26 protein-coding genes are annotated in these 25,350 nt (G+C 37.2%); 22 read left to right on the forward strand and 4 right to left on the reverse strand.

The window, feature by feature from the left end; genetic code table 11:
* The first annotated feature begins 102 nt into the window (after positions 1-102).
* From K0R93_RS04060 to K0R93_RS04090, 7 genes are all read left to right on the forward strand, one after another.
* Positions 103-603, forward strand: a complete 501-nt coding sequence (locus tag K0R93_RS04060; protein WP_300297934.1) for a nitroreductase family protein — start codon at positions 103-105, stop codon at positions 601-603.
* Positions 604-897: 294 nt separating this feature from the next.
* Positions 898-1,554, forward strand: a complete 657-nt coding sequence (locus K0R93_RS04065; protein ID WP_300297936.1) for a pentapeptide repeat-containing protein — start codon at positions 898-900, stop codon at positions 1,552-1,554.
* Between the two features lie 517 nt (positions 1,555-2,071).
* Complete coding sequence (locus tag K0R93_RS04070) at positions 2,072-4,390, forward strand: ABC transporter permease (RefSeq protein WP_300297938.1); 2,319 nt, start codon at positions 2,072-2,074, stop codon at positions 4,388-4,390.
* Positions 4,391-4,393: 3 nt separating this feature from the next.
* On the forward strand, positions 4,394-5,152 hold the full coding sequence (locus K0R93_RS04075; RefSeq protein ID WP_300297939.1) for an ABC transporter ATP-binding protein: 759 nt from the start codon (positions 4,394-4,396) through the stop codon (positions 5,150-5,152).
* 253 nt (positions 5,153-5,405) lie between these two features.
* Positions 5,406-5,795 carry a hypothetical protein gene (locus tag K0R93_RS04080; RefSeq protein ID WP_300297942.1) on the forward strand — a complete coding sequence of 130 codons (390 nt, stop codon included), beginning with the start codon at positions 5,406-5,408 and terminating at the stop codon, positions 5,793-5,795.
* A 234-nt stretch (positions 5,796-6,029) separates the two neighbouring features.
* The gene (locus K0R93_RS04085; protein ID WP_300297945.1) at positions 6,030-6,911 is read left to right on the forward strand and encodes a VOC family protein; all 882 of its coding nucleotides are present in this window, start codon (positions 6,030-6,032) and stop codon (positions 6,909-6,911) included.
* 292 nt (positions 6,912-7,203) lie between these two features.
* A complete protein-coding gene (locus K0R93_RS04090; protein WP_300297948.1) occupies positions 7,204-9,045 on the forward strand; it encodes a UbiD family decarboxylase in 1,842 nt (613 codons plus the stop codon).
* Positions 9,046-9,097: 52 nt separating this feature from the next.
* On the opposite strand, the gene K0R93_RS04095 is transcribed toward K0R93_RS04090, so the two are convergent.
* A complete protein-coding gene (locus K0R93_RS04095) occupies positions 9,098-10,258 on the reverse strand; it encodes a L,D-transpeptidase family protein (protein WP_300297950.1) in 1,161 nt (386 codons plus the stop codon).
* Between the two features lie 226 nt (positions 10,259-10,484).
* On the opposite strand from K0R93_RS04095, the gene K0R93_RS04100 reads away from it, so the two are divergent.
* The 5 genes from K0R93_RS04100 (at position 10,485) to K0R93_RS04120 (ending at position 15,554) form a co-directional block, all read left to right on the forward strand.
* The gene (locus tag K0R93_RS04100) at positions 10,485-11,447 is read left to right on the forward strand and encodes a Gfo/Idh/MocA family protein (protein WP_300297953.1); all 963 of its coding nucleotides are present in this window, start codon (positions 10,485-10,487) and stop codon (positions 11,445-11,447) included.
* 63 nt (positions 11,448-11,510) lie between these two features.
* Positions 11,511-12,491 (forward strand): GNAT family N-acetyltransferase, encoded by a 981-nt coding sequence (locus K0R93_RS04105; RefSeq protein WP_300297956.1) that lies wholly within the window; start codon positions 11,511-11,513, stop codon positions 12,489-12,491.
* A gap of 121 nt (positions 12,492-12,612) precedes the next feature.
* A complete protein-coding gene (locus tag K0R93_RS04110) occupies positions 12,613-13,578 on the forward strand; it encodes a CgeB family protein (protein ID WP_300297959.1) in 966 nt (321 codons plus the stop codon).
* 43 nt (positions 13,579-13,621) lie between these two features.
* Positions 13,622-14,521, forward strand: a complete 900-nt coding sequence (locus K0R93_RS04115; RefSeq protein ID WP_300297961.1) for a UDP-3-O-acyl-N-acetylglucosamine deacetylase — start codon at positions 13,622-13,624, stop codon at positions 14,519-14,521.
* The gene (locus K0R93_RS04120) at positions 14,466-15,554 is read left to right on the forward strand and encodes a DegT/DnrJ/EryC1/StrS family aminotransferase (RefSeq protein WP_300297964.1); all 1,089 of its coding nucleotides are present in this window, start codon (positions 14,466-14,468) and stop codon (positions 15,552-15,554) included. Before K0R93_RS04115 ends, K0R93_RS04120 begins: the two co-directional genes overlap by 56 nt.
* Positions 15,555-15,842: 288 nt before the next feature.
* Here K0R93_RS04120 and K0R93_RS04125 read toward each other — a convergent pair whose 3' ends face one another.
* Together K0R93_RS04125 and K0R93_RS04130 are read right to left on the reverse strand one after the other, a co-directional pair.
* Positions 15,843-16,409 carry a cupin domain-containing protein gene (locus K0R93_RS04125; protein WP_300297967.1) on the reverse strand — a complete coding sequence of 189 codons (567 nt, stop codon included), beginning with the start codon at positions 16,407-16,409 and terminating at the stop codon, positions 15,843-15,845.
* 102 nt (positions 16,410-16,511) lie between these two features.
* Positions 16,512-17,435 carry an AEC family transporter gene (locus tag K0R93_RS04130; protein ID WP_300297970.1) on the reverse strand — a complete coding sequence of 308 codons (924 nt, stop codon included), beginning with the start codon at positions 17,433-17,435 and terminating at the stop codon, positions 16,512-16,514.
* A 197-nt stretch (positions 17,436-17,632) separates the two neighbouring features.
* Between K0R93_RS04130 and K0R93_RS04135 the strand changes: the two genes are divergently transcribed.
* The 5 genes from K0R93_RS04135 (at position 17,633) to K0R93_RS04155 (ending at position 21,551) form a co-directional block, all read left to right on the forward strand.
* Positions 17,633-18,163, forward strand: a complete 531-nt coding sequence (locus tag K0R93_RS04135; RefSeq protein WP_300297972.1) for a DUF6512 family protein — start codon at positions 17,633-17,635, stop codon at positions 18,161-18,163.
* A gap of 291 nt (positions 18,164-18,454) precedes the next feature.
* Positions 18,455-19,006 carry a GNAT family N-acetyltransferase gene (locus K0R93_RS04140; RefSeq protein WP_300297975.1) on the forward strand — a complete coding sequence of 184 codons (552 nt, stop codon included), beginning with the start codon at positions 18,455-18,457 and terminating at the stop codon, positions 19,004-19,006.
* A gap of 74 nt (positions 19,007-19,080) precedes the next feature.
* Positions 19,081-19,698 carry a HutD/Ves family protein gene (locus K0R93_RS04145; RefSeq protein WP_300297978.1) on the forward strand — a complete coding sequence of 206 codons (618 nt, stop codon included), beginning with the start codon at positions 19,081-19,083 and terminating at the stop codon, positions 19,696-19,698.
* Positions 19,699-19,740: 42 nt separating this feature from the next.
* A complete protein-coding gene (locus K0R93_RS04150) occupies positions 19,741-19,932 on the forward strand; it encodes a YwbE family protein (RefSeq protein WP_300297980.1) in 192 nt (63 codons plus the stop codon).
* Between the two features lie 143 nt (positions 19,933-20,075).
* Positions 20,076-21,551, forward strand: coding sequence for a protein adenylyltransferase SelO (locus K0R93_RS04155; RefSeq protein WP_300297983.1), 1,476 nt, complete (start codon positions 20,076-20,078; stop codon positions 21,549-21,551).
* Between the two features lie 20 nt (positions 21,552-21,571).
* On the opposite strand, the gene K0R93_RS04160 is transcribed toward K0R93_RS04155, so the two are convergent.
* Complete coding sequence (locus tag K0R93_RS04160) at positions 21,572-22,114, reverse strand: GNAT family N-acetyltransferase (protein ID WP_300297986.1); 543 nt, start codon at positions 22,112-22,114, stop codon at positions 21,572-21,574.
* Positions 22,115-22,258: 144 nt separating this feature from the next.
* On the opposite strand from K0R93_RS04160, the gene K0R93_RS04165 reads away from it, so the two are divergent.
* The 5 genes from K0R93_RS04165 to K0R93_RS04185 all read left to right on the forward strand — a co-directional run bounded on the left by K0R93_RS04165 (position 22,259) and on the right by K0R93_RS04185 (position 25,276).
* The gene (locus K0R93_RS04165) at positions 22,259-22,606 is read left to right on the forward strand and encodes a winged helix-turn-helix transcriptional regulator (RefSeq protein WP_300297989.1); all 348 of its coding nucleotides are present in this window, start codon (positions 22,259-22,261) and stop codon (positions 22,604-22,606) included.
* A 201-nt stretch (positions 22,607-22,807) separates the two neighbouring features.
* Positions 22,808-23,017, forward strand: coding sequence for a helix-turn-helix transcriptional regulator (locus K0R93_RS04170; RefSeq protein WP_300297992.1), 210 nt, complete (start codon positions 22,808-22,810; stop codon positions 23,015-23,017).
* Complete coding sequence (locus tag K0R93_RS04175; protein ID WP_300297994.1) at positions 23,010-23,456, forward strand: DUF6773 family protein; 447 nt, start codon at positions 23,010-23,012, stop codon at positions 23,454-23,456. Before K0R93_RS04170 ends, K0R93_RS04175 begins: the two co-directional genes overlap by 8 nt.
* A 153-nt stretch (positions 23,457-23,609) precedes the next feature.
* Positions 23,610-24,374 (forward strand): N-acetyltransferase, encoded by a 765-nt coding sequence (locus K0R93_RS04180; RefSeq protein ID WP_300297997.1) that lies wholly within the window; start codon positions 23,610-23,612, stop codon positions 24,372-24,374.
* On the forward strand, positions 24,371-25,276 hold the full coding sequence (locus tag K0R93_RS04185) for an SPL family radical SAM protein (protein WP_300298000.1): 906 nt from the start codon (positions 24,371-24,373) through the stop codon (positions 25,274-25,276). Before K0R93_RS04180 ends, K0R93_RS04185 begins: the two co-directional genes overlap by 4 nt.
* The last annotated feature ends 74 nt before the right edge of the window (positions 25,277-25,350 follow it).

A 25,350-nucleotide genomic window follows, 5' to 3' on the forward strand; every position in this document is an offset into this window, starting at 1 on the left:
TAGGTACTATAATACAAAATAGTGCGTACTTGTTATATGTAAACTTATTTTTTATAATAATACCATGCATGATGGAAGATCCCAATTAGGAGGTAAGTATAAATGAATGCGATATTAAACAGAAAAAGTATAAGAAAGTTTAAGGATATAAAGATAAGTGATGAGATCGTAGAAGAATTGTTAAGAGCAGGTATGGCAGCACCTTCTGCTGGAAATGAACAACCTTGGGAATTTATCGTGTTAAGAGATAAAGAGATTATGAAAAAAATCACGGAAGTACATCCCTATTCAAAAATGCTATTAAATGCAGATGTTGCGATTGTAGTTTGTGGAGATGAAGCAAAAGAAGTATATAAAGGATATTGGGTACAGGATTGCTCCGCCGCTACTGAAAATATATTAATAGAAGTCGAAGATAAAGGTTTAGGCGCCGTATGGCTTGGGGTTTACCCAATGGAAGACAGAGTGGAGGCAATAAAACATCTTTTAAATTTACCTGCTAGTGTAATCCCATTATCCATAATACCTGTGGGATACCCAGATGAGCAAAGGAGACCAGTAGATAGATTTAATAAAACAAGAATACATTATGATAGATGGTAGTAAGAGTATGGTCTAGAATTTGGTTTGAAATTTTTGAATTATTATAAATCTAGATAGAGAATGGGTATTAAAAAAGTTGCCTAGATAAATGTTGACATCAACGCATTTTGGTGAGTAATCTGATAAATAGATTGCTATAGCCTATTAAATATGTTATTCTACTAACTACACTCTTATATCTTTTGATATGAGGGTTTTTTATTTGTATAACTTGGGAAAGATAGATTCTAATAATAGGGAGTAGAATAAGTGAATAGTGAGGCAAAATGAAATATATTTTAGATGGAGGTAAAGATGAATATAAGTAAAAGAGTGAATGACCAAATAAACTATAGCAATAGGAAAAAATCAGGTTCAGATTTTGTGAACAAAGACTTAAGAAGAAGTAATTGCTACAACTGTGATTTTTCAAATTCTAACTTTAATCATACAAGTTTTAGAGGTGCACAGTTTAAATCGTGTAACTTTTTTGAATGTACATTTGAATCTGCAGAATTTGTTGCAACTAACCTTAAAAATAGCAAATTTAAGCAAGCTAAATTTGAAAATACAGTATTTGATTCAGCAAATTTAGAGGGTGTGGACTTTGAAGGGGCAGAATTTAAAAACGTTATATTCGTATCTACAGATACAAGTAAAGCTATAAATCTGGAGTTATCAAATAAGGAAATTAAAGTATTTAATGAAATGCCGAGATTAGAAATAAGTGAAAGACTTGAGAGTGCAGCTAAAGCGGCTATGAAAAATGAGTATATTAAATTTGCAAGAGTATTGGATACCAAAAAAGGTGAGATTAGTCCTATTAGTATGATGATATTATTAGCACATTTTGATGAAGAAACTTTAATCAAAGGGTTAGGTATTCTAAAGAGTAAAGTGGATAAAGATTTTGGAACATTAAGTTATATGATTCAAGTATTAAAATCATATCAAGCAAACGGTCTTATTTAAAGAAATTTTGAGGTTTTAAGTAAATCCCTATAGGTCTAGGGGTGTTTACAGAATAAAAGAGGCAAAAATGTGCTGTATGAGGTATGGAAGCACATATAGCATTCTAACCACAGCGCACTTGCACTTGGAGAGAGCCGTGAGGATAGAAGGAAGATATTTCTAAAAATGTATAAAAAGATTATTTTTAAGCCTAAAGGAGTAAATATCTTTGTAAAACCCCTATAGGCTTAATTTTTTTATAAAAATACCAGTAGCCGACAAAACTTTTTAAACTTCCATTTCTATAGTATACATGCACATAAGATATTCGTAATCGGCAGCAGGATTTTCTACGAATATGCTTAAAGAGTAATGAAAATTTATTTTGGCGTAGAGATGCTGTTGACAAGATTAGACAATGTTTATACTATGGATTTGTTAATATGTAAGTGATACCAAAATGATAAGATGTTTGGCGATGAAGACTAATTCTGTATAAACTGAAATCGGTTAAAAAGCTTGAAATTAGGGGGGGCATATGTATTATAGAATAATTCGCAAAGACATTTTAAAGAGTAAAGTGATAACGCTGACAACAATGATATTTATCGCTGCCGCGGCTATGCTTGTCTCGCTCGCGGCGATACTCGTCGTAAATCTTTCGGGTGCTATAGATACGCTTATGACGCAGGCGAAAACTCCGCATTTTATGCAGATGCATTCGGGTGAAATTGATACTGGACGGCTTACGGCTTTTGCAGAGGAGTATGGCAATGTCGATGAATTTCAGGTTCTTGAATTTCTCAACGTTGACGGAGCGCAGATTATATTTGAAGAAAGATCGCTTGCGGATAATGTTCAGGATAACGGGTTATCCAAGCAGGGTGAAAAATTCGATTATCTTCTTGACCTTGATGGAAACGTCATAAACGTATCAGACGGCGAGATTTACGTTCCGATATGCTATATGAGGGACAACACTGCAAAGGTTGGTGGTAAGGCAGTGATATGTGGCAAGGAATTTACTGTTGCGGGATTTCTACGGGATTCTCAGATGAACTCTATGCTCTCCTCCTCAAAGAGATTTCTTGTTAGTGAAAATGATTACATGGAAATAAAAGGCCTCGGAAGTACGGAGTATCTGATTGAGTTCAGATTAAAGGATTTGTCGGCACTCGGCGCATTTGAAACCGCGTACACCTCCGCAGGACTTGAAACGAATGGACCGACGATTACATATCCGCTTTTCAAAATGATTAACGCAATTTCTGACGGGCTGATGATTGCGGTTATACTTCTTGTAAGCGCCCTTGTCGTCGCAATCGCATTTATGTGCATACGTTTTACGCTCCTTGCAAAAATCGAAGACGACTATCGGGAAATAGGCGTTATGAAAGCAATAGGGCTGCGTGTTACCGACATAAAGAAGATTTATCTTGCGAAATACGCTGCGATTGCGATGGTAGGCTGTATCCTCGGATTTGCACTTTCGTTTGTGCTTAGAGGCATACTTCTTGAAAATATACGGCTTTATATGGGTGAAAGCGAAAATTCTTCTTTTGCCTTGCTTTTCGGAATAATCGGCATACTGCTTGTATTCCTTGCAATCATTGCCTATGTAAATGGAGTGCTGAAACGCTTTAGGAAAATATCCGCCGCAGAAGCAATACGCTTTGGCACTTCACAGGAAAAATCTGCGGGCGCAAAGCATTTTTGCCTGAGCAGAAATCGGCTGTTTGACACGAATATTTTTCTTGGCGTCAAAGATGTTCTCGCAAGGAAAAGTATTTACGTTACAATGCTTGCAGTGCTCGTGATTTCGGCATTTATTATTATTGTTCCCCAGAACCTGTACACCACTATTTCCTCAAAAAGCTTCATCACATATATGGGGATAGGAAGCAGCGATATGCGCATTGACATTCAGCAGACCGACAATATTTCTGAAAAATCCGTTGAAATTCTAAAGACGATGAAAGGCGACACTACCATTTCAAAGTATGCCGTGCTTACAACAAAAACATTCAAAGCAAAGACGGAGGACGGCTTGGAGGAAAGTATAAAAATTGAGCTTGGCGATCATTCGATATTTCCTTTAGAATATTCCGAGGGCAGAGCACCTGTCGCAGAAGACGAAATTGCGCTTTCTGTTATAAACGCCAATGAACTGGACAAAAAGGTTGGTGATGTCATTCCGCTGGTGATTGAGGGTAAGGAAAAAAAACTCACGGTTTGCGGAGTTTATTCTGACATTACCAATGGCGGCAAAACCGCGAAGGCTGTTTTCAACGACAATTCGGCAGATATTATGTGGTCCGTTATCTACGCGGAGTTGATGGATAAATCTCTTGTCGGCAGAACGGCTTCGGAATATGCGAATAGGTTTCATTTTGCAAAAATCTCGGGAATTGATGATTATATTTCACAGACATTCGGTCCAACAATAAGTTCTATCAGAAAGGCCTCGTTTGCCGCAATTGCCGTTGCGCTGATTATAACGTTACTGGTTACACTGTTGTTTATGAAAATGCTTGTCGCAAAGGACAGGTATTCCATTGCCGTAATGAAAGCGTTCGGTTTTACAAACTCGGATATTACGGCGCAGTATGTTTCACGTTCCGTATTCGTTCTGATTGTGGGAATTGTTCTTGGCACGCTTCTGGCAAACACTCTCGGGGAGATACTTGCGGGCATTCTTATCTCCTCGTTTGGAGCGTCGTCGTTTAAGTTTGCGGTCAATCCACTTTCGGCGTATCTTCTTAGTCCTTTAATGATGGTATGCTCGGTACTTATTGCAACAACTATCGGCACATCGGGCGTTGGACAAATAAAAATATCCGAAAATATAAAGGAGTAGATCATGAAGAAGATTATTATCGGTGAGAACATAGTAAAATCATTTGGTGAGGGCGATGAAAAGCGTAACGTACTCGATGTTGTTTCCGTTGAAATAAACGAGGGCGAGTTCGTTTCGGTTATGGGTCCTTCGGGCTCGGGAAAATCGACGCTGATGTTTGCCCTGAGCGGAATGGACGGCATTGACGACGGAAAGGTTGTTTTTGACGGCAGGGATTTATCAGCACTCAGGGAAAATGAGCTTGCAGACATACGCAGAACAGAAATGGGATTTGTTTTCCAGCAGCCGACTTTACTAAAGAATTTGAATATCCTTGATAACATCATTATTCCGTCAATGCGTGACAACAGAAAAAACGCCGCAGAGATTACAGAAAAAGCAAGAGCGCTTATGAAAAAGGTGAGCATTGAGGAACTGGAAAAGCGTGATATTACACAGGTTTCTGGAGGACAGCTTCAGCGCGCGGGAATATGCCGCGCACTTATGAGCAATCCGAAAATTATTTTCGGTGACGAGCCGACAGGCGCGCTTAACTCAAAATCTGCCCAGGAGATTATGAACATCTTTTCCGAGATCAACGCGAACGGTACTGCGGTTATGCTTGTAACTCACGATGCAACGGTGGCGGCGCGGACGGAGCGGATTATGTTTATGCGCGACGGAAAAATCGTGAGTGAAATGCGGCTTCCCAAATTTATCGGCACAGATATTAACGACAGGATGGAAAAAGTCACGGCGAAAATGCGGGAAATAGGAATATAATTTGTTGTTTCACTATCACGATTTTTACTGATGGCAAAATTTTAAAAATAGATGAAGGTTGGATTGCACTGGTAAATAATATTCCCAATCTAAAGATTTCATTAAGTGATATAATAAGAGATGTTAGATTCAAGGATGGCAATTTATAAAATGCTATCCTTTCTTCGTAATGGGATATGATTCAGTGAAGAGTAGAAGAGAAGGATATTGAGCAAGATACCATAAGAAAATAAAAATACAGTGGAGGTATGAAATGATTACAGCTTACATGGTGGGAATTTCAGGGTATTATGAGGGAGAGGATATAGAGATTAGATACCGTATCTATGACAATGAAGAGCTGGTGTGCGAAAAATCTATGTTGAAGGAATATAAGAAACCGGCGATTGTAAATTTATTTTCATTAATAACGTTATTAAATGAATTAGAAAAATATTCGGATAGGGAGATCGTCATCGTGGTGAATGATGCGGCTTTAATTGAACAAATCAGAGGAACCTCAACATCGAAGAATAAAGATGTTTTAAAAACAGCAAGTATAGCTAGGGAGCGAATTAAAGAATTTAGAAAACCTATTGTTATCAAAGATATTAGTAATGATAAAGTAGAACTGGCTAAATGGAATGACATATTGAAGCCTTAAGGCATTATAAGAGGCATCTGCTGAGGCAGGTGCCTTTTACAATACCAGAATTGTAAAGGTTAGATGTAATATTTAATCCAAAACTGTTATATTTAACTCAAGGATGATGGAAGTATATCAACATATTACTTTAACAGAGCATAGAAATAAATAACCTTTGGTGATTATCAAGATGAACCAAAGGTATATATAATTTAAATCCATGAAATATGGAGTACTAAGGAGGATAATACTATGCAGAATATAATTCCACATTTATGGTTTGACAAAGAAGCAGTAGAAGCTGCTGAATGGTATGTCAGTTTGTTTCAGAATTCCAGCATCATTGACATTACAACGATTCCAGATACCCCATCAGGTGATACAGTACTTGTTGATTTTCAGCTTGCCAATCTTAGATTTTCAGCAATCAGCGCAGGTCCGTATTTTTCATTCAACCCATCGGTTTCTTTAATGGTAAGTTGTAGTACGAAAGAAGAGGTGGATAGATTACATGATAATCTGTCTGCTAATGGAACAGAACTCATGCCTTTAGGTGATTATCCGTTTAGTAAACGGTATGCGTGGGTACAAGACAGATATGGTCTTAGTTGGCAGATCATGCTGGTTGAAAATATGGAAGAACATCCAAGAATAAGACCGACATTACTATTTACGGGAGACGTATGTGGTAAAGCGGAAGATGCGATTGATTATTATGTTTCAGTTTTTAAGGAAGCAAATAAAGGCTTCATCAACTATTATGAAGCAGGAGAAGCAATGGATGCGAGGGCAAAAATAAACTATGGAGAGGCAAATATCCGAGGAACTCAAATGATCGTTATGGATCATGGCTTTGGTGGCGATTTTACTTTTAATGAAGCATTCTCTTTTATGGTACTTTGCGAAAATCAGGAAGAAATAGATTATTTTTGGGATAAGCTTTCCTTTGTTCCAGAGGCTGAGCAGTGTGGATGGGTCAAAGATCAATTTGGATTATCTTGGCAGATTACGCCTGCTAATATGAACGATATTCTCATGAAGGGGACAAAAGAAGAAGTAAAACGTGTCACAGAGGCATTTCTGAAAATGAAGAAGTTTGATCTGGCTGCCCTTGAAAAGGCGCGGTTAGGATAGATGCTTTAATAGATTAATATAGAAATAGCATTATAATTTAGTGTGCAAGAATCCTAGGGTTCTTGCATTTTTCAACTTATGCAACAGTATTTCTGATTGTCTTTTTGTTTTTTGAACTATAAACTAAAGGAAATAAGTAACATCTGTAGAAAATTATCAGAGTGAGAAGTCAAAGTGAGATTGATGAAGAAGAAATTATGTTAATCAGATTACGATTGTGTGCATCATTGAGAATAATCATTTCGCTAGAAAGTGCATGAAAAATTTATATAAAGATTGGGGATAGTAAAGAATGTATCAAAGCTTAGAAGAATGTATTCTTGATTTAGAGAAAACTGGTCAATTGGTTAGGATACATGAAGAGGTCGATCCTTATCTTGAAATGGCAGCTATACATATGAGAGTTAATGCAGCAGGAGGTCCTGCACTCTTATTTGAAAATGTTAAAGGTTCAAAATTTCGAGCGGTATCTAATTTATTTGGTAATATAGAGAGAAGTAAATTTATTTTTAGGCATACCCTAGATGCGACAAAGGACGTGATTGCTTTACGCAATAACCCAATGGGTGTATTGAACAATCCGATTAGACACTTGAGCACAGGATGGGCTGCTTCAAAGTCACTTCCTTTTAAAAAAGCGAGCAATAAATTGACTGGCTTCAAGGAAATACAAATTTCAGATCTTCCCCTTATTCACCATTGGCCAGATGATGGAGGAGCATTTATCACTTTGCCTCAAGTGTACACTGAAGACCCTGAAAAACCTGGGATTATGAATAGCAATCTTGGAATGTACCGTGTTCAGCTTAGCGGTAACGAGTACAAATTAAATAAAGAAGCTGGTTTGCACTATCAAATTCACAGGGGAATAGGTGTTCACCAAGAGAAAGCAAACAAGCTTGGGGTTCCGTTAAAAGTGAGTATTTTTATTGGAGGTCCTCCTGCGCATACGCTAGCTGCAATCATGCCATTACCTGAAGGGTTAAGTGAAATGACATTTGCAGGTTTGCTTGCTGGTCGTAATTTTCGTTATTGTTATGTGGATGGTTATTGTATTAGTCTAGATGCAGATTTTGTGATTACAGGTGAGGTCCATCCAGGTGAAACAAAGCCAGAGGGCCCTTTTGGCGACCATATTGGATATTACAGTCTTATTCATGATTTTCCTCTATTTAGGGTACATAAAGTGTTTGCTAAGTCCAATGGAATATGGCCGTTTACTGTTGTTGGGCGGCCCCCACAAGAAGATACTGCCTTCGGTGACCTCATTCATGAGTTAACAGGTAATGCTGTAAAACAAGAAATTCCAGGGGTAAAAGAAGTCCATGCTATAGATGCAGCAGGCGTTCATCCGCTGCTATTTGCAATTGGAAGTGAACGGTACACACCGTATCAAAAAGTTAAACAACCAGCTGAACTCCTCACTATTGCAAATCGAATTTTAGGAACAGGACAGGTAAGTCTAGCAAAATATTTATTTATTACAGCCGAAGAGATGCAACCATTAGACACCCATAAAGAAATAGAGTTCTTAACGTATATCCTTGAACGAATTGACCTTCATCGTGATATTCATTTTCAAACAAATACAACGATCGATACCCTTGATTATTCGGGAACTGGCTTAAATACAGGCAGTAAAGTGGTAATTGCAGCCTACGGGGATCAAAAAAGAAACTTGTGTCAAGAAGTCCCTGTTCAGTTGAAGGATTTATTCGAATTTAAAAATCCATTATTAGTGATGCCGGGGATTGTAGCCATCGAAGGACCAGCATTTTCAAGTTACCAACAAGCACATAAACAATTAAATGAGCTATGCACAGCTATTCAGGCAAGAGGCACAATGCCAACATGTCCAATGATTATACTATGTGATGATAGCTCGTTTATAAGTGGCTCCCTCCAAAACTTTTTCTGGGCCACATTTACGAGAAGTAATCCTTCCCATGATATTTATGGCGTGAATAGTTATTATGAAAACAAACATTGGGCTTGCGACAATATGATTATCGATGCCCGTACAAAACCACACCATGCACCACCGCTCATTCCTGAACCAGCAGTTGAGAAGAACATTGAGCGTCTATTTGAAAAGGGAGGGAGCTTAAGCAAAGTAAAAATAACAAAGCCATGATAAGGAATGATTCTTTATCATGGCTTTGTTATACTTGATAAGGATTAAAATTTTACGCTACATACACACCGGTACCATCTTTTATATGATCATAAACCCACTTAGCATCATCTACGCTTAATCGAACACAACCATGGGAAAGAGATTCACCTAGGCGTGAATCAATAATTTTTTCCCCCTTAGCATCAAATAAAATGGAATGAAAATAATAATTTCCAAAAAACCTTACTTTGTATTTTGCTTTTACATCTCCACTATAGGAAGTGAGCCATGGTGCTCTGCCATCAATTTGAAAATTTCCTTTAACAGTGGGTGTAGAAGCCTTTCCATCTGTACAGGCCATCTCTTTTATAAGATTCCAATTTTTGTTTTCGCCTTCAAAAACATAGACAAAGTTCTTATCTGTATCCACCCACATGAAATGCTTGGTTTTACTATCAAAATCTGTTTCATTTATAACTTTTTCTAGTCTTTCTGTTTCAGAAACAGTTTTTTCATATATAATAATTTCTTCTGAATACTCACTGACGTATTTATCAAATTTGTCCCTCACATATACACGGCCCTTATAGACCCCAGGCTCATTCGGTGTATAGTTAATACTATTATTTTCACTGAGTAATCCATCATATGCTACAGTTGAATCCTTGAATATATACCAATGATAAACTAAATTCGCTCCTTCCGCTGAAACGGAAAAGGTCAGGGGTGTACCAACGGGCTGTTCACCATTTTTATCTACCGAAACAGAATGAATTGTTATTGGCTGAATAATATCTATTTTTTCTGATAACTTACTTACAGTATAGCCATTGGAATCTTTAACAGTTACAAGAACTTGGTATGTTCCAAATTCATTCATTGAAAAATCGAAAAAGTTTTCTTTGCTATAATCCTTTTTATAGATTTCATCAAAGTCTTTAAATAACATCCATTTATAGTCTAAATTTTCATGTTTAGAAATAGCCGTAAATCTGACGACTGTTCCTATCATCTCAATAGTACGCTTATCAAATGTTATTGAATCTATTTTTAGGGAGGCTGTATTTGTAACTTCTATATCCTCATTCGTATTCTTAGGTTTAATTTCCTCAATTGTTGATGGACTGTTATCTTCTCCATGTACTTCATTAACCGATAAAACTTGTACTTGAAGCAGCACCAAAATAAAAATTAGTACATAATAAAACAGTTTGTTCCTTTTACTAAGCATAGTCCCCCTCCATAGTCTGATAATTTACCTACAAAGAAAATATATGTGTTTACTATTGGGGGTATGAATGAATTAATTTTCAACTATACGATGATTCATACCAAATAGTGACTTAGGATGGGAGTGGGTTTTGATATACTAAGCTATTACCTTTTTTGGCTGGTGAATATACTATTATATTATGCCATAGCATATAATCTAATAAACCATTCGAAAGGGAATTACAATGATTAAGATTGCTTTGATAGGTTGTGGGAAATGGGGTAAGAACTATCTGAAAACCCTAATTTCAATGGAAGAATGTGAGTTAAAGTGGGTCTGTGATCTTGATCCAAGAAAACTAAAGGAAGCTGGCCTGGATTATCCTCAAATTCAATATACTGAAAATAAAGAGGATATATTAAATGACAGTACAGTACAAGGGGTAGTTATTGCCACCACACCTGAGAGTCACTACATACTAGCTAAGGAATTCATCAACAAAGGAAAAGCAGTGCTTGTAGAAAAACCCGTGACAATAAATCTGAAAGACAGTATGGAGTTAATAAATCTAGCTGCTGCCCAAAGTACCATATTGATGGCCGGGTACACATTGATGTATCACCCAGCAGTTAGAAAGATAAAAATGATATTAAAAGAAAATGATAGCATAGATGATGTATGCTATTTAAACATGTCCAGAACCAATGCTTTGTCCCAGGTCTCTGGGGTAGATGTTCTTTATGATCTGGCAGTTCATGATATATATCTTTCACACCATCTAGTGGGAGAAGAGCCTATTTGGGTAATTGCACAGGGTGGAAGTTACCTTGGAAGTTCCAATAACAATGTTATTTATATTCTCCTTGGTTTTCCAAGTGGTAAAGTCGCTTCAATTTTTGCAAGCTTCATCCACAGTGAAAAAACGAGAAAAATTGCATTAATTACATCAAAGGGAAAATTGGTTTTTGATGATGTACAGCCAGCGGACAAAAAAGTTCAGTTTTTCACCAATGGGGATAACTGTCATGTTTTAGTAGATGAAGGAGATTCAGAGCCCTTAAAGCTTGAGTGTCACCACTTTATTGAATGTATCAGTGAGAATAAGGAACCCCATAGTGGTAAAGAATATATTTATTTTGTGGAAAAGGTTACGGATTGCATTACACAATCACTTGCAAAAGGGGGAGAAAAAGTCATTATCCATTGATGGAATAATAGTCAATCAGAATGGCGAGGGGTATATATTATAGTAAGGGTAAGCGTGATAAGAATGATGTTGGTAGTCAAGAGATATATGGAAGTCTATGAAAATGAATGGAATGATTTTGTTGCTTCTTCTGTGAATGGGACCTTCATGCAGGAGAGAAAGTTTTTGAATTACCATCCTGTGGATAGGTTTACGGACCATTCATTAGTTTTTATGGAAAATAAGCGGATTATTGCTGTTCTTCCTGCAGCTCAAATACAGAAGGAAGATGGAAAACTTGTATTGATATCTCATCCGGGCGCATCCCACGGAGGACTCATTATTCAACCCAGCCTCGGTACTAAAAAATGTCTGGAGCTGGTTGAGGCTTTCATTGAATACTGTAAAAATTCTAGTTTTGAATATATACGACTAAAACCAGTTCCGAGGATTTACCATAGGGAGTTGGCGGATCAACTAGACTTTGCATTAAGATTTACGGGATTTTACATAGAATATACGGAATTGGCTACGGTCCTTGCACTGAATAAAGGGCAGGAACCTTTTTTAAAGCGTGTAATGGGCGCTGCGACTTTTCGAAACTATAAGAAGGCGTTAAAAAGTGGATTATCTGTTGCTGAGGAAGCAGATATCAATGATTATTGGCCTATATTAGAAAAAAAGCTTGAACAGAACCATCATACAAAGCCCACCCACTCACTTGGGGAAATCAAACACCTAAAAAGCCTTTATCCTGATAAAATTAAACTCTTTGCAGCCTATACAGGGGAAATACAAACAGCGGGGGTTTTGGTGTTTTTACTAAACGAAAGAGTAATGAACTGTTTTTATATCGCCCACGACGACAATTATCAGCACATGCGTCCGCTGAATCTGATATTTGGTCATCTCATGGAGTGGGGACGAAAGAACGGTTTTTTTTATTTGGATTGGGGTATTTCCACTGAACAAAAAGGAAGCAGGGTTAATGCCGAGTTATTCCGATTCAAAGAAGGTTTCGGAGGACATGGGGTATTACGAGAGAGTTATGTATATGTTCTATAAAACAAACAATCATTACTTAAGTTATCAACCAATAACATATCTCCAATCTGTCTATAGTAGACATGATATTTAACTGTGGGGTGGATCACACACGAAATCTGCTGTTAAAAGGGAGGAAAATATGCGTAGAATACTGTTTTTTGCCCGCAGTTCCAAATATACCCTCGGTCTTCCACAGGGGTTTAGAGAATTAGGTTGTCCTGTTTATGTTCTAAGGGATTTAGATAAAAATTCTATAAAGGAAGCAGTTGATTACTTTAGGCCGGATCTTTTAATAACAACAGGGTGGGCGTATCGCCGACATAAACGGAAATATATAGATCAGCTCGTTGAGAAAGTGGCTAAGTATAGGATAAAACATGTATATTGGGCAACCGAGGACCCACGATGGACTGAAGCGTGTTCTTTTCAATGTATTGAAATTTTCAAGCCAGATGGAGTTTTAACGATACATCCCGAAAGCATAGGCAAATACCAGAGATTAGGAATCCCTGCAGGACACCTAGATTTTGGATGTAATCCTGAATTTAACAAACTGGAGCCCCTTAGCAGTCATTATGCTTATGATGTGGCATTGGTGGGAAATGGGGGAAAAGAGTGGAATTCATACAGAAAAGACAGTGTTCAAATATTGCTGAAGCCTTTGGTCGAAAGAGGATATAACATAGCAATTTGGGGTAAGCGATGGGAACGCTTTAACGAGGAATTGATGGGATTTAAGATACCAAGGCATATGATTAAGGGTGAGCTGCCCTACGAGGAAACAAACAAGGTTTACAATTCAGCCAAGATCATAATAGGTCTGCAAAATGACCAAGAAATGTTAACCTCACGGACTTTTGAAGTGCTAGGTTCAGGCGGTTTTTTACTGACAGTACCTACCCAGGCGGTCAATAACTTGTTTATCCATAAGGTTCATCTAGTATCTTCATCTTACCCTGAAGATACAGTCAACCTTGCTAATTATTATCTGAAAGATGGCTTTGCACGGCAAGTGGTGGCACAGAATGGCCAAAGGGAGGTTTATGTAAATCACACATATAAAGAACGAGCTAAACAAATTTTAAAATTCGTATACCTTGGTTGACAGAATATTGAATACAAAATGTTGCAACTAGAAAGGAAATGAAATGCATAATCAGAAAACGATACAACAACATGTTTCCTTAACGGGTATTAGTATAACCGGGGAAGCAGATGCAAGGGTTACGTTTTGTCCTGCCCCTCCGAATACGGGTATTGTATTTATCCGTAATGACTTGCCACACCGCCCAAAAGTGAAATGCTTATTGAAAAAGGCAAAAGTTGAATACCGATGGACTTCTCTGGTCCATGGAAATGTCCGCATTGAACATACTGAGCACGCATTGGCGGCCATATCAGGATTGGATTTGGATAATTTGTTTATTGAGCTGGAGCAGCCTAGTTTGCCTGTAATGCCTGACTACAGCAGTAAAGATTTCGCGCAGGCCCTAATAAACGCAGGGGTAGTGCAGCAACCCTTTGATCAGGAGAAGATTAAGATACATAAACCTATTATTGTTTTTAAACGGGGAAGGTTTGGTGATGTGAAAAATGAAAAGCTGCTCATTGTTCTTCCTTACGATGGCTTTAAATTAACATATATGCTTGATTATCCTAATCTGCCCCAGATTTCGCAAGCGGCTGAAATAAATATTACTCCCGACACTTTCATTAAGGAATTGGCTGCTGCCCGTTCTTTTATCATTGAATCGGAAGCTGAAGAAGTTGTAAAATTGACAGGAAAAGCCAGTTCAAATGTTTTGATCGTTAAATCTGGATCTGAACATGGAGAATGGCTTTGGCCAAATGAACTTGCCCGGCATAAAGCATTGGATCTTCTTGGGGATCTCAGCTTGCTTGGAAAAAGAATTATAGGCCATGTGATAGGTATTCGATCTGGACATCAATTAAATCTTGAGCTATGCAAAAAAATTTATAAGGAGTGTAAAAATGATTCCTTTGGTGAAACCCATGCTTGGTATAGAGGAACAAATGCTGGTGAATGAAGTTCTTTTAAGTGGAAAGCTAGCCCAGGGAGAATATGTAGAAAAGTTTGAACAAGATTTTGCCTTATACCAAGGATCTAATTATTGTGTTGCAATCTCTTCTGGAACCGCTGCTCTCCATGCAGCATTGTTGGCATCAGGCATTCAGTCAGGTGAAAAAGTCATAACCACACCGTTTTCATTTATAGCCACAGCAAATGCAATCCTTTATGCACAAGGAGAGCCTGTCTTTAGCGACATAGCGCTGGCAAACTATAATATGTCTCCTCATATCTTACTGGATACGATAAAAAATCATCCCGACACAAAAGCAATCATTGTTGTTCATCTTTACGGTCAACCAGCACCTATGAAAGAAATTATGGAAATTGCTAACAAATATAACTTGATCGTTATAGAAGATTGTGCACAAGCCCATGGGGCTTCAATCAATGGAAAGAAAGTTGGAACTTTCGGGCACTTAGGTGTTTTTAGCTTTTATCCTACAAAAAATATGACCTGCGGCGAGGGTGGCATGCTTACGACTCAGGACAAAGAGATGGCTAAGAAAGTCAGAAGCCTGATAAATCATGGTCAGGCAGCTAAATATCACCATGATTTACTCGGGTATAATTATAGGATGACGAATATTCATGCAGCAATAGGCATAGAGCAACTACGTAAGCTGCCCAGATTTAATGATAGGCGTAAAGAAATTGCGGGACGGTATTCTAGAGACATAACAAATCCTGCGTTTACTAAGCCAATCTGTTTGACAGGGTTTGAACATGTATATCATCAGTACACCCTAGGGGTGAACAACCGAAATCATTTTATAGAATACCTTGAAGTACATGGAATTGGATATGGCATTCATTATCCCAAAGCTATTCCCGACCAGCCCCTATATCAACAAAGAGATAATTTGGGGTCATTCACAAATGCCTGTAAGGCTGCAGAAAGGGTAGTGTCAATACCAGTTCGCCCAGGACTGACAGAGCAGGAGGTTGACTACATCATCACGACCTTACAAAATTATAGAGAAAATGGATAGTCCTATAAGGGTACTCGTTATGAGTGCTGGTTCCGTATACGGGATTGGTATCATCAGAACACTTTCTTTTCCACTTGATCCGCTTAAACAAATTAGAAATGATATGCTATGATTGGGAATGATCTATATATTGAAGAAAAATGTATGGATCATCCCATACCTGATAAAATAAAAATTACTACAGGAAGTGATTCCAGTAGTAATTTCCAAATCAAGGGTATTTTGTCCAATGGAATTTATATAAGCCAATATATATTCTTAAACTTTAAAGCAAATAACTTTTTGCTATTAGCGACCGTGCTCTTGTTCAGCAGCTTCCGCAGCTGCTTTCGTTTCATGAACTGTACCTCGTGGATGCTGTGGCGGCGCATAAATAGAGTATAATTTGATTGGTTTATTCCCTGTATTGATCAAGTTGTGCCATTTACCAGCAGGTATGATGAAGGCAAAATCATCATAGACTTTTTCTTGAAAATCTAGCTTATCTTTTCTATCACCCATTTTAACAACTCCCTGACCGTCTTCGATACGTATAAATTGATCAAGGTGAGGATGAATCTCCAAACCAATATCTTCACCAACATTAATACTCATCAAGGTAAGCTGCAAATGGGTTCCTGTCCATAAAGCGGTACGGAAAGTGTTATTTTGTTTAGTGACCTCCTCGATATTTACTACAAAGGGTTCTGGTCCATAATCTCTAAATTTAGTATAGGGTTGAGGAAAGTCTGAGTTATACATGGGTGTGTTAACCCAGTAAGGATATGGATTATAAACATTATGCATATTGTATGGCTGATGCATTGGTGTATTTACATAATAGGGGCAGGAATATGGGTTATACATAGGATACATATTATTCACGCCTTTCATCTTCTTTTAGAATTAACATATGCCCTATGGCTTGGCAATGTGCTTCGATTTTTAGGAATGGCATATCCCTGGGATAAATAAAAACTATAGTATGATTTTTAATAAGATAGGCACTGTAATTAGAGAAAGTAATGTGGTTACAGATACAACAACAGCAGCGTATTCCTTTTCTTTTTCAAAGTTTTCTGCTAGTATAGCAGTCATGGCAGAGGCGGGCATAGCAGTCATAATAATTACTGTATTTATAGCCTTTGAGGTATCTTTTGCTAACAATGATAGTAGGTACATTACAGCAGGTATAATGATTAATTTAGTTGTTAATCCATAGTAAATTGTCCAATCACTTAGATACTTTTTTATTTTTGTATTTGAAAGTATGACACCAATAATAATCATAGATAATGGGCCAGTAATATTTCCGATACTTCTTATACTGGATAATATTGCACCAGAAAATTGAATATCAAAAATCATGATTAGTATACCAATACACACTGCTAAAATAGATGGATTTAGAAGAATCTTTCTTAGTTCTGCCTTTAATTCATCCTTTTCAAGCTTCCCTTTAAATAGTATAATTCCGTATGTCCACAGAAATATTACGAAAAACATATTAAATATAGATCCGTATACAACACCCTCTGTACCATATATTGAATTCAGTATTGGAAATCCAACATAACCTGTATTCATAAACACATTGGCAAAATGCAATATTGTTTTTTTATCATTTTTTATGGGTAATAAGATCAAGTATGAAAAAATGATCATTATTATATAAGCGATCATTGAATAGTAAAATGTTTTTATTACATTAGATTTAATTGTATTGTCATATGTGTAAATAAAAGAAGAAAGAATCATAAAAGGCAATGCAATCTGAATGAGTATATCTATCAATCCTTTATTTATTTTTTCAGTAATAATATTTTTCTTACTGGCATAGATGCCTACAAGGATGACGATAAATAAAGAAATAACACTTTCTAAAATAACTGACAGTTCCAAGAGAATGCCCCCCTTTTGTTTAGGTATTAATCATTTTATGCAGTAAGTTTTATTGTGTTACGAGAACAATATCTTGTATCTGTATGTTGGCTCTAAGGTTTATATAGGATTTTTTATATAGACAAGGTTTTAGGAAGAGGTATATTGGCATACTAAGGTTAAGTTTTTCATAATTATTCTTAGGGGGTGATGGTGAATTGAAACTTAGAATAAGGAATTGGCATATTGTTGGGACTGTGTTTATTATATTGTTTGGCACAATACTTCATTTCGTGTATGAATGGTCAAATAATAATACCTTTGTTGGAATTTTTGGTGCAGTGAACGAAAGTACATGGGAGCATCTAAAATTACTGTTCTGGCCGGCACTTTTCTTTTCAATTTTTGAATACTTGTTGATTGGAAAATATTTTAATAACTACATCACGGCAAAGGCTATTTCCCTATATGTAGGTTTATTATTGATTATTTCTTTATTCTATACCTATACAGGTATTCTAGGAAGACACTATTTAGCGGTGGATATAGCAATATTTATAATTAGCGTAATGATCAGTCAAAATATTGGATATCGTATTACAACAAGCAATGATAAAGTTAGCAGAATTGGAAACATTATTTCTTTGATAGCAATAATAATTCTCATCATTGCATTTGGTTTGTTTACATTTAATCCGCCACAAATACCACTTTTTAAAGACCCATCCAGTGGAGATTATGGTATATGAGGGAGCGTAATCATAATCTACGATTCAATTAAAAATTGAGTAAGGAATACAGTTGAAGATATATTCCTTGACATCCATTATTTTCAAGTTTTATAATTTGAATGAGATTATAATTGCACCATGATGAATCTATGCTTATGAGTACTCTTGTATTGTTTTTAATGCAAATAATTGTTTTGCACGAACCCTGTATTTATGGTGATATTTATGACCTTTCCGAAGCTGTGTAGTTAGGAAAGGTTTTTGTTTGTCCTATTAGTGTATTAATTAACGAGAGGAGAGTCAAACACTATGATTAACGATTTATTCATAAGCAGTCCCACTGAAACCGATTTAAAGTCAGCCTATCAGGTTTTTGAAACATCTATCCCTGATGCCTTTGAAAAAGAGGGGCTTGGAAGCTTAAAAGAGGATATTCACAGAGAAATCATGCATAAAAAACATTTACTAGATGCTTCCATTGCCTTGCCGCGTTCTGATATATATTTCCTCATTGCCAAACTTGATGGAACTGTTGTGGGTACAATCTCCTTTGGGCCATGTGGTGAGGACATCAAAAAATGCACAGAAAGTCAGCTCCAAAGCATTGGGGAACTAGGCAGTCTTTATATATTGCCTCATTATCAGAACCAAGGTGTGGGATCGGCATTAATCAATGCCATGGTGGCCCATCTATCCAGCCAAGGCATTGAACAGTTCTGTTTAGACAGCGGATATAAGCGTGCGCAGAAAAGATGGGTTAGGAAATTTGGGGTGCCCTATAAAATAGTAGAAGATTATTGGGGGCCAGAGTCCAGTCACATGATTTGGCTTTGTAAGGTAGCTGATTTTATAGCAGAATAAAAGGTAGGCCCGTTAAGGTAGCATACAACTAAAGCAATAAGCTAGAATAACTAAATTCAAATGAGGGTGATATAATGGCATATGAAATTGAATTAATAAGAAAAGAACAGCTTGAAGTAGCAAAATGGACGGGGGGAACTACAACGCAACTGGCTATTTTCCCAAAGGGTGCAGTATATAGTGAACGCAATTTCAAATGGCGCTTAAGTTCGGCAAAGGTGGAGGTTGATGAATCAGTTTTTACATCACTTCCCAATATTCATAGAATTATTATGATTATTGAAGGCGAGCTGATACTAGAGCATGAGGGTCATCATAAAAGCAATTTGAAGCCATTCGATCAGGATCATTTTCATGGGAGCTGGAAAACAAAAAGTTTTGGGAAAGTGACAGATTTTAACTTGATGATGACAGAAGGATGTGAAGGCGAATTAGAAGCTGTACATCTTGAAAAATCACAAAGTAAGAGCATTTCTCTTGATAAGTATAAGGGGTTTTTAGAAAATGCTCAGGCCATATATTGTGTGAATGGACAAGTAAAGATAGAGATTTCGACTGATGATATGATTATACTATATCCAGGAGATATTCTATTGGCAACGTATAAGGATGCTATGACTGATCTTAACTTGAAAATTTCTAATGAAGGAGAAAGCAAGGCGGATTTGATTAGAGCTAGTATACGTTATTAATACTTTTTATACTGATAGTATTTAATGAAAGAGGATGATCATATGAATGGAACGATACGAGATAATATAAAGCAAGGTGTAAGAGTGAGAGTTGTGCAAAAACAAGACCAGCGGTCTGGAAAATTAACAGAGGGTGTGGTTCAAAGAATTCTTACAAACGCATCAAGTCATCCCCATGGGATCAAAGTGATGCTAGAGAGTGGTATTGTAGGTAGAGTGAAAGAAGTATTATAAATTGTCATAATCAGGTCCTAAAAATTGGTATAAAAAGCAATAACTAAATGAAAATCATAGAAGGGTCTATGATTTTTATTTTATATAAAAGAAGAAACTAGTATATAGATAGAAAAGAAAAGAAAAGGAGAAAAAGAGACACCATGACGAAGGAACATGAAATTATTGAAACAGGATGGAATTTAGATAATAGTTATGCTCGTCTGCCTCAAACATTTTTTTCCAGCGTCAAGCCGACGCCAGTATCCTCTCCGAAGTTGGTCATGCTCAATCACCCTTTGGCAACATCCTTAGGATTGAGCAGTCAGGCCCTGCTAAGCAATGACGGTGCAGCGGTGTTTGGCGGCAATCGGATTCCCGAAGGCGCTTCGCCCCTTGCTCAAGCTTATGCTGGCCATCAATTTGGACACTTTACCATGCTAGGAGACGGTCGGGCCATTTTGCTTGGTGAACAGATCACGCCTGTAGGTGAAAGATTTGATATTCAGCTCAAGGGTTCAGGTAGAACACCATATTCCCGCCGAGGTGATGGTAGAGCAGCACTTGGGCCGATGCTCCGGGAATACATCATCAGCGAAGCAATGTATGCCCTTGGTATTCCTACCACCCGTAGTTTGGCAGTGGTAAAAACTGGAGAGGATGTTGTCCGAGAAACAATCCTTCCAGGTGCAATTTTAGCCCGTGTGGCTGCCAGCCATCTTCGTGTTGGTACCTTTCAATACGCTGCAAAATGGGGTACTATTGAGGACCTCCAGGTTTTGGCTGACTATACACTTAAGCGCCATTTTCCAGACGTGTATGCTGGGGAGAAGAAATACCTGTCACTACTTCAGGAAGTAATCAAACGACAGGCCGTGCTGATTGCCAAATGGCAGCTGGTTGGCTTTGTTCATGGGGTGATGAATACCGATAACATGACCATTAGTGGAGAAACCATTGATTATGGCCCTTGTGCCTTCATGAATACGTATGACCCTGCAACGGTGTTCAGCTCTATTGATACCCATGGACGCTATGCCTATGGAAATCAGCCCAGTATTGCTGCATGGAATCTCGCAAGATTTGCTGAAACCCTATTGCCGCTGCTTCATGACGATCAAGAAGAGGCTATCAAAATAGCCCAAGGTGCAATCTCAGATTTCACTGAATTGTACCATACCCATTGGCTCACAGGAATGAGAGCAAAGCTAGGACTATTTAATGAAGAGATAGAGGATGAGTCCCTTATTGAAGGTCTCCTCAATATAATGCAAAAACATCGTGCGGACTATACCAATACCTTCCGCGCATTAACCTTTGGTAAACTGAACGATATGGCTCTGTTTGACACTACAGAATTTGAACAGTGGCATGAGCTTTGGCAGGCGAGGCTAGGCAGGCAGGAGGAACCGGAAGCATCCTCACATCAGTTGATGCGGAATTCAAACCCCGCGGTAATCCCTCGTAACCATCGGGTAGAAGTGGCACTGGAAGCCGCGGTGAAAAATGGAGACTACAGCGTGATGGAACGGCTTGTTGATGTTCTTTCAAGACCTTACGCCCATTCTCCTGAGCAGGATGATTACGCCGCACTTCCTGAGCCATCAACTCGTCCATACAGAACCTTTTGTGGTACCTAAAATAGAAACATATTCAAGGTTTAAGTATTTCTTAATACTGTAATAAACCCATCAAGTATCTGATGACTTATTTTGAATCCTTTACTTTGATAGAATTTTAATGCAGGATCATTACCATTGGACACAAATATAAACAAATCAGTGATTGCGTTAAATGAGTTTAGCCAATCCATGGATTTATCGAACAAAACTGTACCAATGCCAGCATTGCGATAATTGTCTTTTATATAAAACTGGGAAAGACAACCAACATCATCACTTTGAACAGAATCAAAGTCAAAGAAGTCAACAGGGTCAAGGGTAGCAAATCCACCAGAATAAGTATTCTTGGGACAAATATTGCTATAGGCATATCCGATAATTTCATGGGCATCTTTAGCAATGATAATAAAGTTGGCCTTAGCACTTTGGAAGGAAGGAATCATTCTGGTTTCAAAGCACATGTTATCAAACCACTCGGGATGGACTAGGGCTTTGGATTTTTGATATTCCATTAATTCATTGCATAAATCCTTAACACAAATAATGCTATCTGGAGTAATTACTTCATAATGTATGCTCATATTCATCTTCCTTTCGAGAAAAAATTGAAAAGCATATTTGATTAATCAATCTTCTTTGATATGATTATATCAGTTAAAATATTTATAACAAGTATGCAGTTTTTTCTGCTTAAGGAAGTAAAAACTGAGTATTGGAGTGATAGGATGAATAACCAAGGATTGTATAAAAGTCACCTTGACGGCTGTCCGTTAACCTTTGCATTAAATCTGATCGGTGGTAAGTGGAGATTGCCTATCATTTGGGCATTAAATAAAAATGGCACCATGCGGTATAATGAACTACAAAAGAGTATTGAAGGAATTACTAACATGATGCTGACACAAACCCTGAGAGACTTGGAATTGTCTAATATTATAGATAGAAAACAGTTTATGGAAGTACCTCCGAGGGTGGAGTATTCTCTGACTGACAACGGAGAAAATCTAATACCAGCTCTTAAAGCGTTAGCTACTTGGGGAGATCGGATGAAGGGTAATGATAATTCAAATTAGTATAGCATAAAAATTATATGAGATTGGTGATTGCCAATCTTTTTTCTTTTTTCTTGTCTTTTTTGTCTTTTTCCTCAATTGCATATGGAAAATATATATGAATAAATGTAAAATATAATTTACACAAAGAAGAATATATGATACTATTAATCTAAACACAAGGTTAATCTAAACACAATAGAGAGGATTGTAGGTGAGAGATTGGGTAAAAATTTAAAACTAAAGTCAGCTCGGGCTGCAAAAGACATGTCACAAAAAGATATCGCTGATGCAGTAGGTGTTACTAGACAAACCATTAATGCCATAGAGAGCGGAGATTATAATCCAACTATCAATTTATGTATTGCCATATGTAAAGTACTGGACAAAACACTTAATGATATTTTTTGGGAGGATGATCGGAATGAGTAAAAAAGGTTTAGATGAAATGCAGCTCCAAAGAAAAAATAAAGTTGGAAATCAATCATTCCTAATCTTAATGTATTTACTTATGCTAGACGCTGGACTTTATGGTTTTGGTTTTCGGTGGGTGAGTTATCCTGCGAATATAATGATTATTTTAAACATTTGTTCAGCTGTTTACGTTGTTCGTTTAATTAAAGGGAATGCCTATGTAGGCCCATCATATGAAAAAGAAAAGCCTATTTTGAGGGTTGTTATTAATAGTGTGGTTGCAATTTTATTTGCCACAGCTATCATATTATTTTTAAAAAATACTCGTTTCAATAATGTTAATCAGATCGATAGCATGGCAGCACCGATTTTATTTATAACTTCAATCACTGCCATCATCATCGTGACATTAACGGGTATTATCAGAAAAATACAAAATAAAGATGATAAAGAATAACGTGAACATTGTTAGATGATGTTTTGTCTGGTATAAATTTTTAACATGACATGATGCTGTCATATATATTTAATATAATAGATAGGGGATATGTAATAAGAATGATGGAGAAATGTATTAATACATCACTTTGAATGATTTGGAGGAGTGAGAATGGATATTATAAGTGTTAATAACAGCAATATCGATACTGAACACATTTGCTGTGCGATCACTGACAAAAAAGGGGAAAATTGTGTTTCTTCAAAAAAAGCTTGGATGAAAGAACAGTTTGAAGATGGACTTGTCTTTAAAAAGCTTGATGCTCGAGGAAAGGTCTTTATAGAATACATGCCTGCTGAAAATGCTTGGAGTCCAATAATAGCTGACGGCTATATGTTTATAAACTGTTTTTGGGTTTCGGGGCAATTTAAAGGGCAGGGTTATTCAACTAAACTGCTAGATGCGTGTATTAGTGATGCAAAGATTCAAAATAAGAAAGGTCTTGTTATCGTTTCCTCAAAAAAGAAAATGCCGTTTTTATCCGATCCTAAACACTTAAGACATAAAGGTTTTGAAGTATGCGATACAGCAGAACCCTATTTTGAACTGCTCTATCTACCCTTTGAAAAAAATGTAGAAAAGCCTTCTTTCAAAGAATGCTGTAAGAAAGGGAAGATTGAAAAAGGCGGCATGGTCTTATATTATTCGAATCAATGTCCCCATACAGAAAAATACGCACCCTTGATTGCAGATATTGCCAAGTCTAGAGGTGTTAATCTCGAGTTGATTAAGTACCAGACGAAGGAACAGGCACAACATGCGCCAACACCATTTACAACCTATGGTTTCTTTTGTGATGGTAAGTTTGTGACAAATGAAATATTCTCTGACAATAAATTTGTTAAATTTCTTGATGGGAAAGGTTATAAAGTATGAGGTTTGTTCCAGCAAAAACTATGATCTCTGGATATGCCAGCAATAATACATGGTTTGGCAACAATTATAATATGAACATTTACAAAGGCTGCAGTCATGGCTGTATTTATTGTGATAGCCGCAGTGAATGTTATCGGGTGGAAAATTTTGATGAGGTAAGGGCAAAAGAAGATGCACTTGCAATAATTGCCCGTGAGCTTAAAGCCAAACGCAAAACCGGTGTGATTGGGACTGGTGCAATGAGTGATCCATATAATCCATTTGAAAAAGAGTTCGAACTGACAAGAGGTGCGTTGAAGCTCATTAACCATTACCAGTTTGGGGTTTCTATCGCAACGAAAAGTGACTTGATTTCAAGGGATATTGATATTCTAAAAGCAATATCGGTACACTCACCTGTGCTTATAAAGATGACGGTCACAGCTGCAGACGATATATTATGCAAAAAAATTGAGCCCAATGTAGCTGCTTCATCAGCCCGATTTGCTACTATCAAAAAACTATCAGAAGCAGGTATTTTTTCAGGTGTATTGCTAATGCCAGTATTGCCATTTATCGAAGATACAGTGGAAAACATTAGCAACATTATTAAGCTTGCCCATGAAAATGGAGCAAGATTTATTTACCCCGCTTTCGGAGTCACGTTGAGACAGAATCAGAGAGCGTGGTTTTATAGCAGATTGGATGAGGGGTTCCCGGGTCTTAAACAAAAGTACATAAGGCAGTTCGGAAACATATATGACTGTCGTTCACCTAAAGCAAAGGAGCTTTGGCAGTTATTTCAAAAGGAATGTGACTACTACGGAATACTCTATAGAATGAAAGATATTATCAATGGGTACAAACAGGGATATGGAAGTAATCAGCTGTCCATATTTGATATAGTGAATGATGATCTATAATCTGATGGACTTACGGTGCACATACATAAAAATCTGCTAGAACTCTTATAAACATGGTATACTTGTAAAAAAGA

It is taken from the genome of Anaerosolibacter sp., from assembly GCF_029240175.1.
Taxonomy (GTDB): Bacteria; Bacillota; Clostridia; order Peptostreptococcales; family Thermotaleaceae; genus Anaerosolibacter.

Bases quoted from the DNA above. Each gene is read 5' to 3' on its own strand.
- K0R93_RS04060 (WP_300297934.1), top strand. From the start codon at position 103: ATGAATGCGATATTAAACAGAAAAAGTATAAGAAAGTTTAAGGATATA.
- K0R93_RS04065 (WP_300297936.1), top strand. From the start codon at position 898: ATGAATATAAGTAAAAGAGTGAATGACCAAATAAACTATAGCAATAGG.
- K0R93_RS04070 (WP_300297938.1), top strand. From the start codon at position 2,072: ATGTATTATAGAATAATTCGCAAAGACATTTTAAAGAGTAAAGTGATA.
- K0R93_RS04075 (WP_300297939.1), top strand. From the start codon at position 4,394: ATGAAGAAGATTATTATCGGTGAGAACATAGTAAAATCATTTGGTGAG.
- K0R93_RS04080 (WP_300297942.1), top strand. From the start codon at position 5,406: ATGATTACAGCTTACATGGTGGGAATTTCAGGGTATTATGAGGGAGAG.
- K0R93_RS04085 (WP_300297945.1), top strand. From the start codon at position 6,030: ATGCAGAATATAATTCCACATTTATGGTTTGACAAAGAAGCAGTAGAA.
- K0R93_RS04090 (WP_300297948.1), top strand. From the start codon at position 7,204: ATGTATCAAAGCTTAGAAGAATGTATTCTTGATTTAGAGAAAACTGGT.
- K0R93_RS04095 (WP_300297950.1), bottom strand. From the start codon at position 10,258: ATGCTTAGTAAAAGGAACAAACTGTTTTATTATGTACTAATTTTTATT.
- K0R93_RS04100 (WP_300297953.1), top strand. From the start codon at position 10,485: ATGATTAAGATTGCTTTGATAGGTTGTGGGAAATGGGGTAAGAACTAT.
- K0R93_RS04105 (WP_300297956.1), top strand. From the start codon at position 11,511: ATGATGTTGGTAGTCAAGAGATATATGGAAGTCTATGAAAATGAATGG.
- K0R93_RS04110 (WP_300297959.1), top strand. From the start codon at position 12,613: ATGCGTAGAATACTGTTTTTTGCCCGCAGTTCCAAATATACCCTCGGT.
- K0R93_RS04115 (WP_300297961.1), top strand. From the start codon at position 13,622: ATGCATAATCAGAAAACGATACAACAACATGTTTCCTTAACGGGTATT.
- K0R93_RS04120 (WP_300297964.1), top strand. From the start codon at position 14,466: ATGATTCCTTTGGTGAAACCCATGCTTGGTATAGAGGAACAAATGCTG.
- K0R93_RS04125 (WP_300297967.1), bottom strand. From the start codon at position 16,409: ATGTATCCTATGTATAACCCATATTCCTGCCCCTATTATGTAAATACA.
- K0R93_RS04140 (WP_300297975.1), top strand. From the start codon at position 18,455: ATGATTAACGATTTATTCATAAGCAGTCCCACTGAAACCGATTTAAAG.
- K0R93_RS04145 (WP_300297978.1), top strand. From the start codon at position 19,081: ATGGCATATGAAATTGAATTAATAAGAAAAGAACAGCTTGAAGTAGCA.
- K0R93_RS04150 (WP_300297980.1), top strand. From the start codon at position 19,741: ATGAATGGAACGATACGAGATAATATAAAGCAAGGTGTAAGAGTGAGA.
- K0R93_RS04155 (WP_300297983.1), top strand. From the start codon at position 20,076: ATGACGAAGGAACATGAAATTATTGAAACAGGATGGAATTTAGATAAT.
- K0R93_RS04160 (WP_300297986.1), bottom strand. From the start codon at position 22,114: ATGAGCATACATTATGAAGTAATTACTCCAGATAGCATTATTTGTGTT.
- K0R93_RS04165 (WP_300297989.1), top strand. From the start codon at position 22,259: ATGAATAACCAAGGATTGTATAAAAGTCACCTTGACGGCTGTCCGTTA.
- K0R93_RS04175 (WP_300297994.1), top strand. From the start codon at position 23,010: ATGAGTAAAAAAGGTTTAGATGAAATGCAGCTCCAAAGAAAAAATAAA.
- K0R93_RS04180 (WP_300297997.1), top strand. From the start codon at position 23,610: ATGGATATTATAAGTGTTAATAACAGCAATATCGATACTGAACACATT.
- K0R93_RS04185 (WP_300298000.1), top strand. From the start codon at position 24,371: ATGAGGTTTGTTCCAGCAAAAACTATGATCTCTGGATATGCCAGCAAT.